The organism is Micromonospora sp. NPDC047187, from assembly GCF_040643355.1.
GTDB lineage: Bacteria > Actinomycetota > Actinomycetes > Mycobacteriales > Micromonosporaceae > Micromonospora > Micromonospora salmantinae.
This window is the reverse complement of record NZ_JBEYUF010000002.1, coordinates 365,947-378,352: the sequence shown is the minus strand read 5'-3', so window position 1 is coordinate 378,352 and position 12,406 is coordinate 365,947. Positions and strand designations below refer to the sequence as shown.

General features: G+C 72.2%; 13 protein-coding genes, 1 pseudogene and 1 riboswitch. Of the genes and pseudogenes, 6 read left to right on the top strand and 8 right to left on the bottom strand.

What is annotated here, in order from left to right:
• The first annotated feature begins 43 nt into the window (after window positions 1-43).
• The 3 genes from ABZ794_RS06290 to ABZ794_RS06280 all read left to right on the top strand — a co-directional run bounded on the left by ABZ794_RS06290 (window position 44) and on the right by ABZ794_RS06280 (window position 2,398).
• Entirely contained in the window at window positions 44-400 is a 357-nt protein-coding gene (locus ABZ794_RS06290) for a YciI family protein (RefSeq protein ID WP_238690835.1), read from the top strand.
• A complete protein-coding gene (locus ABZ794_RS06285) occupies window positions 397-1,650 on the top strand; it encodes a DUF6596 domain-containing protein (RefSeq protein ID WP_210782887.1) in 1,254 nt (417 codons plus the stop codon). The genes ABZ794_RS06290 and ABZ794_RS06285 overlap by 4 nt, the downstream gene beginning before the upstream one ends.
• A gap of 91 nt (window positions 1,651-1,741) precedes the next feature.
• Complete coding sequence (locus ABZ794_RS06280) at window positions 1,742-2,398, top strand: class I SAM-dependent methyltransferase (protein ID WP_210782885.1); 657 nt, start codon at window positions 1,742-1,744, stop codon at window positions 2,396-2,398.
• A 47-nt stretch (window positions 2,399-2,445) separates the two neighbouring features.
• Here the strand turns inward: ABZ794_RS06280 and ABZ794_RS06275 are convergent, their stop codons facing one another.
• The 7 genes from ABZ794_RS06275 to ABZ794_RS06245 all read right to left on the bottom strand — a co-directional run bounded on the left by ABZ794_RS06275 (window position 2,446) and on the right by ABZ794_RS06245 (window position 8,488).
• Window positions 2,446-3,906, bottom strand: coding sequence for an alpha/beta hydrolase (locus ABZ794_RS06275; RefSeq protein ID WP_210782884.1), 1,461 nt, complete (start codon window positions 3,904-3,906; stop codon window positions 2,446-2,448).
• A 125-nt stretch (window positions 3,907-4,031) separates the two neighbouring features.
• A complete protein-coding gene (locus tag ABZ794_RS06270) occupies window positions 4,032-4,301 on the bottom strand; it encodes a hypothetical protein (protein WP_091395128.1) in 270 nt (89 codons plus the stop codon).
• Entirely contained in the window at window positions 4,298-4,645 is a 348-nt protein-coding gene (locus ABZ794_RS06265; RefSeq protein ID WP_210782883.1) for a helix-turn-helix domain-containing protein, read from the bottom strand. Before ABZ794_RS06265 ends, ABZ794_RS06270 begins: the two co-directional genes overlap by 4 nt.
• A gap of 163 nt (window positions 4,646-4,808) precedes the next feature.
• The gene (locus ABZ794_RS06260) at window positions 4,809-4,982 is read right to left on the bottom strand and encodes a CsbD family protein (RefSeq protein ID WP_210782881.1); all 174 of its coding nucleotides are present in this window, start codon (window positions 4,980-4,982) and stop codon (window positions 4,809-4,811) included.
• 73 nt (window positions 4,983-5,055) lie between these two features.
• Window positions 5,056-7,302 (bottom strand): heavy metal translocating P-type ATPase, encoded by a 2,247-nt coding sequence (locus ABZ794_RS06255; RefSeq protein ID WP_210782879.1) that lies wholly within the window; start codon window positions 7,300-7,302, stop codon window positions 5,056-5,058.
• 12 nt (window positions 7,303-7,314) lie between these two features.
• Window positions 7,315-8,265, bottom strand: coding sequence for a hypothetical protein (locus ABZ794_RS06250; RefSeq protein WP_210782877.1), 951 nt, complete (start codon window positions 8,263-8,265; stop codon window positions 7,315-7,317).
• A 13-nt stretch (window positions 8,266-8,278) separates the two neighbouring features.
• Window positions 8,279-8,488 (bottom strand): copper ion binding protein, encoded by a 210-nt coding sequence (locus ABZ794_RS06245; protein WP_210782875.1) that lies wholly within the window; start codon window positions 8,486-8,488, stop codon window positions 8,279-8,281.
• Window positions 8,489-8,582: 94 nt separating this feature from the next.
• On the opposite strand from ABZ794_RS06245, the gene ABZ794_RS06240 reads away from it, so the two are divergent.
• Window positions 8,583-8,879 (top strand): metal-sensitive transcriptional regulator, encoded by a 297-nt coding sequence (locus tag ABZ794_RS06240; protein ID WP_030329541.1) that lies wholly within the window; start codon window positions 8,583-8,585, stop codon window positions 8,877-8,879.
• Between the two features lie 6 nt (window positions 8,880-8,885).
• Here ABZ794_RS06240 and ABZ794_RS06235 read toward each other — a convergent pair.
• A pseudogene (locus ABZ794_RS06235) lies at window positions 8,886-9,383 on the bottom strand (HAD-IC family P-type ATPase); the annotation flags it as partial.
• Between the two features lie 311 nt (window positions 9,384-9,694).
• Between ABZ794_RS06235 and ABZ794_RS06230 the strand changes: the two are divergent.
• Window positions 9,695-11,065: a YibE/F family protein gene (locus tag ABZ794_RS06230; protein ID WP_210782873.1), complete on the top strand. Its 1,371-nt coding sequence runs from the start codon at window positions 9,695-9,697 to the stop codon at window positions 11,063-11,065.
• A gap of 166 nt (window positions 11,066-11,231) precedes the next feature.
• Window positions 11,232-11,362, top strand: a riboswitch (cyclic di-AMP (ydaO/yuaA leader).
• A 4-nt stretch (window positions 11,363-11,366) separates the two neighbouring features.
• A complete protein-coding gene (locus ABZ794_RS06225; protein ID WP_210782871.1) occupies window positions 11,367-12,386 on the top strand; it encodes a hypothetical protein in 1,020 nt (339 codons plus the stop codon).
• The last annotated feature ends 20 nt before the right edge of the window (window positions 12,387-12,406 follow it).

Sequence of the window (12,406 nt, the reverse complement as noted above, 5' to 3'; positions counted from 1 at the left end):
GGTTGGGTGCGACCGGAGCCTGAGGAGCATCGCCGTGAAGTACATGCTGCTGATCTGGAACCGGCCCGGCTTCACCGAGGAGCTGAGCGAGCAGGAGCGCACCACGCTCTTCGGTGAGGTCGACGAGATCATGAAGGAGCTGACCGAGACCGGCGAGCTGATCGGCGGCCAGGCGTTGGCCAGTCCGTCGCAGACGTCGACGGTCCGGCTCGTAAACGGCAGCCCCGAGGTCCTCGACGGCCCGTTCATGGAGAGCAAGGAGCAGTTCGCCGGTTACCTGGCCGTCGACTGCGACAGCCCGCAGCGCGCTGCCGAGATCGCCGCCCGCTGGCCGGACGTCAGGTACGGCGGCGCGATGGAGGTCCGCCCGATCATGGACGAGGCCGGGACGGAGATGTGACCGAGGACCGGACGGTCGAGGATCTGCTGCGCACGTTCGCGCCGCAGGTCCTCGGCCTGCTGGTCCGTCGGCACGGACAGTTCGACAGATGCGAGGACGCGGTCCAGGAGGCGCTGCTCGCCGCCGCGACGCAGTGGCCCGGGCAGGGCGTACCGGACAGTCCGCGCGCCTGGTTGCTCACAGTGGCCACCCGACGGCTCACCGACGAGTGGCGCAGCGAGAGCGCGCGCCGGGACCGCGAGGTGGTGGTGGCGCGGCGCGAGCCGGCGTACGCCGCGGTGGCGCCCTCGGCGGACGCGGAGCCCGCCGTTCCGGCCGACGACGACACCCTCACACTGCTGTTCCTCTGCTGCCACCCGGCGCTGCCCGGATCGGCGCAGGTGGCGCTCACCCTGCGGGCGGTCGGCGGTCTCAGCACCGCCCAGATCGCCCGGGCGCACCTGGTGCCCGAGGCGACGATGAGTCAACGGATCCGGCGGGCCAAGCAGCGGATCGAGGCCGCCGGGGCGAGGTTCACCATGCCCGGGCCGGCCGAGCGGGGCGAGCGGCTGGGAACGGTGCTGCGGGCGCTCTACCTGATCTTCAACGAGGGCTACACCGCGTCCAGCGGCCCGGATCTGCGCAGGGCCGAGCTGACCGGCGAGGCGATCCGGCTGGCTCGCATCCTGCGCGGGCTGCTGCCCGACGACGGCGAGGTGACCGGGCTGCTGGCGCTGATGCTGCTGACCGACGCGCACCGGGCGGCCCGGGTGGGGCCGGACGGGGAGTTGGTGCCGCTGGCCGAGCAGGACCGTTCCCGGTGGGACTCCGCCGCCATCGCGGAGGGGGTCGCCCTGATCACCGAGGCGCTGACCTGGTCGCCGCCCGGCCCGTACCAGCTCCAGGCGGCGATCGCCGCGGTGCACGCCGAGGCGTCGACGGCGGCGGAGACGGACTGGCGGCAGATCGTCGCGCTCTACCGACTGCTGGCCCGGATCGCGCCGAACCCGATGGTCACCCTCAACCAGGCGGTGGCGGTGGCCATGGTCGACGGGCCCCGGGCCGGGCTCGCCCTGCTCACGCCGTTGGACGCCGACGAACGCACGGCCGGGCACCACCGGCTGGCCGCCGTCCGGGCTCACCTGTTGGAGCTGGCCGGGGAGGTCGGTGCGGCGCGGGAGGCGTACCTGGTGGCGGCGCGGGGCACGACGAGCCGGCCCGAGCAGCGCTACCTGGAGGTACGGGCGGCCCGGCTGACCGGGCAGGGGTGAGCGACATCGTCTTGCCGTTTTGGCAATAATCTTTGCGCATCGTCCGGTCGCCGGTCACAGTCGTTGCCGACGCGCGAAGGAGCAGGCACCGATGACCGAGCAGCACGAGTTCGACAAGGACTACTGGGAGCGGCACTGGCACCAGGCACACCACGACCGTCCCGGCGCGATGAGCACGAGTCCCGCGCACCCGTACCTGGCCCGGGAGATCGGCGCTCTGGCACCGGGCTCGGCGCTGGACGCCGGGTGCGGCGCGGGCGCCGAGGCAATCTCGCTCGCCGCCCACGGCTGGCAGGTCACCGCTGTCGACATCGCACCCGTCGCGCTCGCCCGAGCCGCCGAACGCGCAGCGGAGAGCGGGGTGTCCGAGCGAGTGCGATGGGTGGAGGCGGACCTGACGACCTGGGCCCCGGAGACGAGGTTCGACCTGGTAACGACGCACTACGCGCACCCCGCGATGCCGCAGCTGGCCTTCTACGACCGCGTCGCTGGGTGGGTGGCCCCCGGCGGCACCCTCCTCATCGTCGGGCATCTGCACACCGCGGAAGCCACCGCGGCGGGGCACGGGCACGGGCATGGGCACGGACACCACCCGCCGGAAGAGGCATCGGTCACCCTCGCGGACATCACCGCTGGCCTGGACAGCAGCACCTGGGAGATCATCACTGCCGAGGAGCAACGCCGCACGATGCCGGGCCGGGAGGTCCCGCTGCACGACGTGGTCGTACGCGCCACCCGACGACGCTGAGCACACCGCTGCCGACCGCCGGGCGACCCGGCGGCCGGCAGCGGCCGTCACACCTCGGGTTCGACGGCCGGGCAGCTGGCACCCCCGGCGGGCACCACCTGATCGATCAGGTAGGAGTCGACGGCTCGTTGCACGCACGGGCTGCTGCTGTAGCTGCCGTGGCCCCACCCCTGGTAGCTGAGCAGCGCGCCGTGCCGACCCAACTGCCGCGCCACGTTGCGCGCCCAGCCGTAGCCGCTGGCCGGGTCGTGCACTGTGGCGGCGAGCAGCAGCGGCACGTCGGTATGGACCCGTAGCCGATGCTGCGGGTTGGCGACCGGCGTCGGGGTGCCCAGACAGGTGACCAGCGCGAACAGCGCCGGCGGGTAGCGCAGGTCCGGCGCGAGCCGGGCCGTCCGGCGCAGATGTCCGACGTACTCGCGGTAGTCGCGGACCGGCAGGCTCCAGTCCTGGCAGAAAACCGCGAAAGGGTACGGAGCCACGGCCTCGTCCGCCAACGGACGGACGCTCGGCGTGATGGCGGCGCCCTCCAGTCGGACGATCCACTCGGCCAGCCCCGGCCACCGCCAGGTGTCGTAGAACTCCTTGTGGGTGAGCCGGCTCAAATCGAACGGGGTCAGCACCACCCCGGGCCGTTTCGGGTCGGTCAGCAGGCCGCGCTCGGCCCGCACGTGCAGCCCGGCCCAGATCGCCCGGAGGTCCCGACCGTGCAGGGCACAGGCCGTGGACCGGTCACACCAGGCAACGAACTCGTCGAACGCGCCCTCCGCGGTGACGGCCTGGCTGTCGAGGAAGGCCCGGGTGCCGACGCTGTGGTCCATCGTGGCCTCGAGCACCATGGCCCGGACCCGGTCGGGGTACAGCTCGGCGTACCGCTGCCCGAGCAACGTGCCGTACGAGCTGCCGTGGAAGGTCAACTGCCGCTCTCCGAGCGCGGCGCGGACCGCGTCCAGGTCGCGGGCGGCGCTTGTGGTGTCGACGTGGTCGTAGAGCGCCCCGGTGCGGGCCCGGCAGTCGGCGCGCAGCAGGGCGTTGTTGGCCAGGACGGCGTCGAACTGGGCCTGGTCGGCGATCAGCTGTGGTTGCCGGGCGAGCAGGTCCCGGGCACAGACCACGGGGTGGCTGTCGCCGGTGCCGCGCGGGTCGAAGCTGACGATGTCGAACCGGGCACGCAGGTCGGTGCTGAACCGGGAGCTGCCGTCCACCACCCGGTCGACACCGCTGTCGCCCGGCCCGCCGGGGCCGAAGATCAGCGCGCCTTCCCGGGTGGCCGGCTTGGCGACCCGGCGGGCCAGCGACAGGTCGAAGCGCTCACCTCGGGGTCGGTCCCAGTCCACCGGCAGCGACAGGGTGCCGCACTCGGCGCTGCTGTCCTCGGCGCAGGGCCGCCAGTCGATCGTCGGGGCGGGCTGTGCTCGGGCGGCGGCCGGGCTCGCCGGGGTCAGGCCGGCTGCTGTGAGGGCCAGGGCGACCGCCCAGCCGACTGCGGATTTGCGTACGCGCAGCATGAGGTGCTGTCCTCTCCTCGAAGGAGCGTTGCCGGTGAAACTCGCCCACTGGGCGAGGTGATGCTGCTTCCACCCGGGCCGTCGAGTAGCCGCTCGACGGCCCGGGGCCGCTCTCGCCCGCCGGGTCAGTCGACCTCGCGCAGGACGCGTTCGAGCGTGGTCATCCGGGTCTCCATCCCGCCCAGCCGGCCGTCCATCGCGGCGAGCAGTCGGGCGTTCTCCGCCTGGGCCTGAGCGGCCGTCTCGGCGAGCCGGCGGTAGTCGTCCGCCCGGTCCGCCTCGTACCGGGCCCGCCGGGTCTTGGCGAGCTGCACGACGGTCACAGTGACCACGCTGATCAGGAAGGCGAAGATGCCGATCGCGCCGACCACCTCGGTCCAGTCGTGCTCGCTCATCGCTGTGCTCCCGGCTGCTCGCCCGACTCGGGCACTGTCAGCGTCTCGACCGCCGCCGCGATGACAGCGGGGGTGAGTGTGAGCACGAACGGCTCCACCTCGTAGTAGTTCATGGCCTTCCCGTCCTCCGACAACTCCAGGCGGGCGGTGACCAGCCCGGCCGCCGCCAGCTTCCGTAGGTGGACCTGCAACAGCGCCCGGCTGATGCCCAGTTGCCGGGCCAGCCCGCTGACGTACGCACGCTCGCGGGCCAGCGCGGCGACGACCCGCAGCCGGTGCGGGTTGGCCAGGGTGGCCAGCACCCGGACCAGGTCGTCGCCGGTCGGCGGTGAGGCGGTGCTCATAACCAGCCCTTGCACATGCCAAGGAAAGTTAGCAGGTGCCGGCGAGCTGCGGTGCGGACGGAAAACAGAATCAGGGGGATCTCAGGGTCGGCGAGAGAGGCCGGACACACAGCACGCCGGGCCGGTGATGATCACCGGCCCGGCGTGCGGGGTACGTCGTACGTCAGCTCTTGAAGGCGTCCTTGATCTTTTCGCCCGCCTGCTTGAGCTTGGCGGTGGACTGGTCAGCGCGACCCTCCGCCTCCAGCTGCTCGTTGTCGGTGGCCCGACCGGCGCCTTCCTTCAGCTTGCCGGTCGCGTCCTCGGTGGCGTTGTTGATCTTGTCGTCGAAAGCCATGCCAACCTCCATTGCGAGCGTCGCTACAACCACAGAGGTACCCCCGCCGTCACCGGCCCAACCATTACCGTCGTCACAGATCGGCAGCGGCCGGACGAAAGCGACGCAGGCGCAGGCTGTTGGCCACCACGAAGACCGAGGACAGCGCCATCGTGGCGCCGGCGATCATCGGGTTGAGCAGCCCGGCGGCGGCCAACGGCAGGGCCGCCACGTTGTATCCGAACGCCCAGAACAAATTGCCCCGGATGATGCCGAGCGTGCGCCGGGACAACCGGATGGCGTCCACCGCCGCGTCCAGGTCGCCCCGGACGAGGGTGAGGTCGGCTGCCTCGATCGCCACGTCAGCGCCGGTGCCCATGGCCAGCCCCAGGTCGGCCTGGGCCAGCGCCGGGGCGTCGTTGACCCCGTCACCGACCATCGCCACCGACCGCCCCTCGGCCTGAAGCCGCTTGATCACGTCGACCTTGCCGGCCGGCAGCACCTCGGCGATCACCTCGTCGACGCCCACCTCGGCGGCGACCGCACGAGCCACAGTGGTGTTGTCCCCGGTCAGCAGGACCGGGGTCAGCCCCAGCCCGCGCAGCCGGGCCACCGCCGCCCGGCTGGTCGGCCGGACCACGTCGGCGACGGTGAGCACGCCGCGGGCCTGTCCGTCCCAGCCGGCGACGATCGCCGTACGGCCCGCGGCCTCCGCGTCACGCACGGCCCACTCGACCTCCGGCGGTACGTCGATCTCACGCTCGCGCAGCAGCCGGACCCGGCCGACCAGCACTGCCAACCCGTCGACAGTGCCGGTCACCCCCAGCCCTTCGAGGTTGCCGAAGGCGGTCACCGGGGGCAGCGCGCCCGCGTCCGTGGCAGCGGCCGCGACCGCACGGGCGATCGGGTGTTCGGAGGCGGCCTCCACCGCCCCGGCGAGCCGGAGCAGCTCGGCCCGGTCCACGCCGCTCGCCGGCACCACGTCCACCAGTGTCATCCGGCCGGTCGTCACGGTGCCGGTCTTGTCGAGCACCACGGTGTCCACCCGGCGGGTCGACTCCAGCACCTCCGGGCCCTTGATCAGTACGCCGAGCTGAGCGCCCCGACCGGTGCCGACCAGCAGCGCCGTCGGGGTGGCCAGGCCGAGCGCGCACGGACAGGCGATGATCAGCACGGCCACGGCGGCGGTGAACGCGGCGGTCGGACCGGCCCCGGTGCCGAGCCACCAACCGAGAGTGCCGACGGCGAGGGTGATGACTATCGGCACGAAGACCCCGGAGATCCGGTCCGCCAACCGCTGCACGGCCGCCTTGCCGCTCTGCGCCTGCTCCACCAGGTCGGCCATCCGGGCGAGCTGGGTGTCCGCGCCGACCCGGGTGGCGGTGACGATGAGCCGCCCACCCGCGTTGATCGTGGCGCCGACCACGCCGTCACCCGGGCCGACCTCGACCGGCACCGACTCACCGGTGAGCATGCTGGCGTCGACAGCGGAGGTGCCCTCGTCGACCACCCCGTCGGTGGCGATCTTCTCCCCGGGGCGGACCACGAACCGGTCACCGACGGCGAGCCGGTCCACGGGGATCAGGGTCTCCACGCCGTCACGCAGCACCGTCACCTCCTTGGCCCCGAGGTCGAGCAGAGCGCGCAGTGCGGCGCCGGCAGTCCGCTTGGAACGGGCCTCGAAGAAGCGACCGGCCAGGATGAACACGGTGACCCCGGCGGCCGCCTCCAGGTAGATGTTGCCTGCGCCGTCGGTCCGGGTGATGTCGAAGCTGAACGGGTGCGTCATGCCGGGCATCCCCGCGTCACCGAGGAAGAGCGCCCAGAGCGACCAGCCGAACGCGGCCAGGGTGCCGAGCGACACCAGCGTGTCCATGGTGGCCGCGCCGTGCCGCAGGTTGGTCCAGGCGGCCCGGTGGAACGGCAGCCCACCCCAGACCACCACCGGGGCGGCCAGGGTCAGCGACAACCACTGCCAGTAGTCGAACTGCCAGGCCGGGACCATGGCCAGCAGGACCACCGGCACGCTCAGGGCCACCGACACCCAGAGCCGGGTACGCGGCCCCCGCAACGGGTCCACCGGGGGTTCGGCGCTGGGCGGGGCCGGCAGCGCCGCCGTGTAACCGGTCTTCTGCACGGTCCCGATCAGGTCGTCCGGCGTGACGCCGTCGGCGTACCGGACGGTCGCCTTCTCGGTGGCGTAGTTGACAGTGGCGGTCACCCCGTCCATCCGGTTGAGTTTCTTCTCGATCCGGGCGGCGCACGCGGCGCAGGTCATCCCGCCGATCGCCAGTTCGATCCGGTTCGGCGCCTCGGGCAGCGGTCTGCTGGTGGTGGTCATCTTCTGGTCCCGTCAGTTGTGTCCGTGCCCGGGGGTGCCGTGGTCGGCCCCGCCGGTCGGTGCGGGCCCGCTCGGGGTGGGGGCCCCTTTGGTCGGGGCAGCGCCGGCGACCACCGTGAACTCGGCGGTGTGCACCCGCCCGCCGTGTTGGAAGTCGAGGTAGAGCCGGTAACTGCCGGCCGAGGGCACCTCGGCGAGGAAGGTGACGGCAGGACCGGGCCGGGTGCGCCCATCGCCGGGCTTTCCGTCCGGGTGCACGTGCAGGTACGCCAGATCACCCCGACGTAGAGCCACCAGGTGCCCGTACGCGCCCAGGTAGGGCTCCAGGTCGGTGACCGGCTGACCGTCCCGGCTGACGGTCACTGTCAGCGACGACGTGCGGCCGGGCTGCGGCGCTCCGGTCAGGGTGACCGTGTAGCCGTCGACGGTGGTGCTGGTCGCCGGAGCGGGCAACGGCCGTTCGGTCAACTCGCCGGGGACTGTCACGTCCACGCCGAGGGTCAGCGGTTCGCCCCCGGTCGGGGTGAAGTCGGCGAACGCCCGCCACTGCCCGGGGCCGGCCAGCGGGGTGTCGACCCGCCAGGTGCCGTCCGGGGCCAGCTCGGGGTGGACGTGACGGAAGCCGGAGAGGTCCCGACGGGCGACGATCAGATGCATCTGCTTGTCGTGCGCCACGTCGTACCGGGTGACCGGGCGGCCGTCCGGGCCGGCGATCCGGAAGGCGAACTCGTCGGCCGGGGCGTCGACCGGTTCGAGGGTGTAGCCCCGGTCGGAGACGAGCAGCCCGCCGGGGAGCCGGTCGGCCGTCCCGCCCCGTTCGTCCGCCGTCGGGGTGGTGGCGGCATCGTCGTGCCGGCTCTCGGCGACCGGGGCGGTGTCGACGACCCGGCCGATCCCGTAGGTGGCGCCGAAGATCGCCGCCAGGCCGACGGCGAACCCGGCCAGTCTCGTCACGGTGCGCACGTCGGCCCGCCGATCACGCGTCGACGAGGTCGTAGCCGGCCTCGTCGACTGCGGCTCGGATGACAGCGGTGTCCAGTGGCTGATCGCTGCTGACGGTGACCCGGCCGGCCGCGAGGTCGACCTGGACGTCACGCACGCCGGCGATGGCGCCGACCTCGGCGCTCACCGCGCTGACGCAGTGCCCGCAGGTCATGCCCTGCACCTGGTACGTCGTGTTGACCATTGGATCGTCTCCTTCGCGGTACCGGTACCCCGTGGGGGTATCTCAACAGAACCGACCGTACCATACCCCCTGGGGGTACGCTATCCTTGTCGACATGACCGCACCCACCCCGATCCGCGGATACACCGCCAGCAAGGACCAGCTGCTCGCGCGGCTCCGCCGCGTCGAGGGGCAGGTCCGGGGCATCGAGAAGATGGTCGACGACGACCGCTACTGCATCGACGTGCTCACCCAGATCTCCGCCATCCAGGCCGCCCTCGACAAGGTGGCCCTCGGGCTGCTCGACGGGCACGCCCGGCACTGCATGCACGAGGGCGCCGCCGAGGGTCGGGCCGACGAGATGGCCACCGAGATGATGGCGGCGGTCGGCCGGCTCATGAAGCGCGGCTGACCGGGCTCAGTCCGGCGCGGGGTCGAGACGGACCCTGCGCAGCAACTGCGCGTTGAGCGCCACCACGATGGTGGACGCCGACATCAGCACCGCGGCCAGCGCCGGGCTCAACGCCACGCCGGCCCAGGCCAGCACCCCGGCGGCCAGCGGCAGCGCCACCACGTTGTAGCCGGCCGCCCAGGCCAGGTTCTGTCGCATCTTCCGGTACGACGCCCGGGACAGCCGGACCACGGCACCCACCCCGCGCGGGTCCGAGGACGCCAGCACCACCCCGGCGGACTCGATGGCCACATCGGTGCCCGCGCCGATCGCGATACCCACGTCCGCCCGGGCCAGCGCCGGCGCGTCGTTCACCCCGTCACCGACCATCGCCACGACCAACCCCCGCCGCTGGAGCTCGGCCACCCGATCGTCCTTCGCCGCCGGCAGCACCTCGGCGAAGACCTCGTCGACCCCAGGTCGGAAGCCGAGGTCGGCGGCGACCGCCTCGGCCACCGGCCGGGCGGCTCCAACATGCCGCCTCGGAGACCGCCGCGCGAGCGGTTCGGCCGCCCGACACTCCGCCACGACCTGCAACCCCCGGGAGGGCTGGCTAGCATCTCCCACGATGGCCCTCCGAATGCCGCTGCACAGTCGGGCACCGGCGCCGCCACGTCGTGGCGGCGCCCCCGGCCGACCGGGCCGAGCACTGACCGTCCGTGATCAAGCGGTCGTCAGGCAGCGATCCGCCCCGCCGTCCGCCGCGTTTCCACCGCAACGGTGAACCGCCCGGCCCGCTGACCCGTATCCCGCACCGGATCGTTGGGAGTCTCACCTTGGCCGCCGACCACACTCACCCCGCTCCGTCCGCCCCACCACGGGTGCGACGGATCCTCGTCGTGACGGTGGTACCCCTCTTCGTCGCCACCGTGCTGGCCGCAGTGCTGCTCTGGCCGCGCGGCGGGTCACCGCAGACCGACGGTGGTGCGGACGTGCCGCGCTACCCCGGCACTGTCACCCGGGTGGTGAGCGAGCCGTGCCCGCCGGTGCCGTCGGTTCCGGAGGGCACACCGAGGGTCGGCGACGGGCGGTGCGGCACTGTCGACGTCCGGGTGGACGACGGGCCGACCGCCGGCCAGCAGGTGCGCACACCGGTGCCCGACGGGCCCGGCGCACCCCGGGTCGAGGTCGGCGACGAGGTCGTCCTGGTCGAACTGGCCGATCCGATCGATCCCACCGTCAGCAACTGGAACATCGCCGAGCACCAACGCGGCACCCCGATGGTGTGGCTGGCGGTGGTCTTCGCGGCCGCGATCGTCGCGTTCGGTCGGTGGCGGGGCCTGGCAGCGCTCGCCGGGCTGGCCGCCAGCTTCGCCATCCTGCTCACCTTCGTGCTGCCGGGCATCAGCGCGGGCAGGTCACCGCTGCTGGTGGCGGTGGTCGGCGCGGCCCTGATCATGTTCGTGGTGCTCTATCTGACCCACGGGGTCACCGCACAGACCTCGGTCGCAGTGCTCGGCACCTTGGGCAGCCTGGTGCTGACCGGCGTGCTCGCCACCATCGCCACGGCCGCGACCCACCTCACCGGCTTCGGCAGCGAGGACGCCACCACCCTGTCGATGTTCCAGGGCGACGTGGACCTGCACGGTCTGCTGCTCGCCGGCATCATCATCGGATCGCTCGGGGTGCTCGACGACGTGACGGTCACCCAGGCGGCCACCGTCACCGAACTGGCGAACGCCAACCCCGGGCTGACCCGGTTGCAGCTGTACCGTGCCGCCACCCGGGTCGGCCGCGCGCACATCGCCTCCACCGTCAACACCATCGTGCTGGCGTACGCGGGCGCGTCACTGCCCCTGCTGCTCCTGCTCACCGCCGACTCGCGGCCGATCGGGCAGATCCTCACCAGCGAGTTCCTCGCGCAGGAGATCGTCCGCAGCGCGGTCGCCACCCTCGGCCTGATCGCCGCCGTGCCGCTGACCACCGGGCTGGCCGCGGTGGTGACCGCCGCCGGGCGTACCGATGCCACGGCGTCCACCGACGCTCCCGCGCCCCGGCCCCAGCCGGACCGCAGCGAGGCACTGGCCGCACTCAGCTCACCGCGTACGGCCGGCTCCGACGAGCCGGACCGGACGCGGACCGCACCCCCATCAGAGGCCACCGACCGGTGGCCGGAGTCGAACAGGAGCACGGATACGGCATGGTGACACTCCTCAGCGTGACCAGATCGGGCATCCACCCTGAGAACCGCGTCACTGGTCACTCAACGCTATGGCGAAATGACGCTTTTGGTCGGCATCCAGGCATAGCTCAGCCGGTCGACTCTCGGGTAACCTCGCTGCCGGTTACCGATGAAGGCGCGAAGCGGCGCCTGCGGTGCCACCGCCCAATCGCCAACCGGCGAGCCGGGGACCCAGGTGCCTGGGGTGAATCCGCGTCAGCGGTAGGGGCCACTTCCGCCCCGAACCCGTCAGCTAACCCGGTCGGCGGTCGACGGAAGGGAACATTGTGACGGCACCCCTACGCCGCTGGTTGACTCCCGTGGTGGCCGTGATCGCCGCACTTACCGTGCTCGCCGGGCCGCTCCCGGCGCACGCCGCCCCGACGAACCCCACACCGTCCGGGCACGAGGAGGACGGCGAGCCCAAGCTGCTCAACGACGTCATCGAGCAGGCCAACCGCGACTACTCCGCCGCAAAGTCCAAGCTGGACAAATCCAAGAAGCGGCAGAGCGAGTTGGCGGCGGAGGTCAACCGGGCCAAGGCTGACCTGGACGCGTTGGCCCCGCAGGTCGGGCGGATCGCCGCCCAGGCGTACCGGACCGGCCGGATCGGCGCTGTCGCGATGCTGCTGGAGAGCGACGCTCCCGACTCGTTCGTCCAGCGCGCCGGGATGCTCGACGAGATGAACATGGTCAACGAGAAGAAGCTCTCCGAGGTCAACGAGGTGAAGGCCCGCGCCGAGCAGGCCAAGCTCGCCCTCGACACCGAGGTCCGGGAGCAGCAGAAGCAGACCGCCCTGATGGCGAAGCGCAAGAGCGAGGCCGACAAGGCGCTCTCCCTCGTCGGCGGCAAGGGTTTCACCGGCGGCCTGGTGGATGCCACCTCCAAGGTCGCGAAGATCGGCCCGGGTCGCACGGCCGACGGTGACTGGAAGCCCCAGTCGTGCAGCGAGAACGACCCCACCACGTCCGGCTGCGTCACGCCGCGCACCCTGCACGCGTACAAGGAGGTCAAGGCGGCCGGCTTCAACCGGTTCGTCGGCTGCTACCGCCCCGGCGGGCCGTGGGAGCACCCGAAGGGCCGCGCCTGCGACTGGTCGCTACAGAAGAGCGGGTTCTCCCCGTGGCACAACAACGACACCCGGACGTACGGCAACAACGTCGCCGCGTTCCTCATCCGTAACGCCGACCGGCTCGGCATCTACTACGTGATCTGGAACCGGCAGATCTGGTTCCCGGCCACCGGCTGGAGCTCGTACAGCGGGCCGTCGAACCACACCGACCACGTCCACATGTCGCTGCTCTGACCCGCACGATCCCCGACGAG

Coding starts and splice junctions, on each gene's coding strand:
- ABZ794_RS06290 (WP_238690835.1), top strand. CDS start 44: ATGCTGCTGATCTGGAACCGGCCCGGCTTCACCGAGGAGCTGAGCGAG.
- ABZ794_RS06265 (WP_210782883.1), bottom strand. CDS start 4,645: ATGAGCACCGCCTCACCGCCGACCGGCGACGACCTGGTCCGGGTGCTG.
- ABZ794_RS06240 (WP_030329541.1), top strand. CDS start 8,583: ATGACCGCACCCACCCCGATCCGCGGATACACCGCCAGCAAGGACCAG.
- ABZ794_RS06245 (WP_210782875.1), bottom strand. CDS start 8,488: ATGGTCAACACGACGTACCAGGTGCAGGGCATGACCTGCGGGCACTGC.
- ABZ794_RS06255 (WP_210782879.1), bottom strand. CDS start 7,302: ATGACCACCACCAGCAGACCGCTGCCCGAGGCGCCGAACCGGATCGAA.
- ABZ794_RS06275 (WP_210782884.1), bottom strand. CDS start 3,906: ATGCTGCGCGTACGCAAATCCGCAGTCGGCTGGGCGGTCGCCCTGGCC.
- ABZ794_RS06260 (WP_210782881.1), bottom strand. CDS start 4,982: ATGGCTTTCGACGACAAGATCAACAACGCCACCGAGGACGCGACCGGC.
- ABZ794_RS06280 (WP_210782885.1), top strand. CDS start 1,742: ATGACCGAGCAGCACGAGTTCGACAAGGACTACTGGGAGCGGCACTGG.
- ABZ794_RS06270 (WP_091395128.1), bottom strand. CDS start 4,301: ATGAGCGAGCACGACTGGACCGAGGTGGTCGGCGCGATCGGCATCTTC.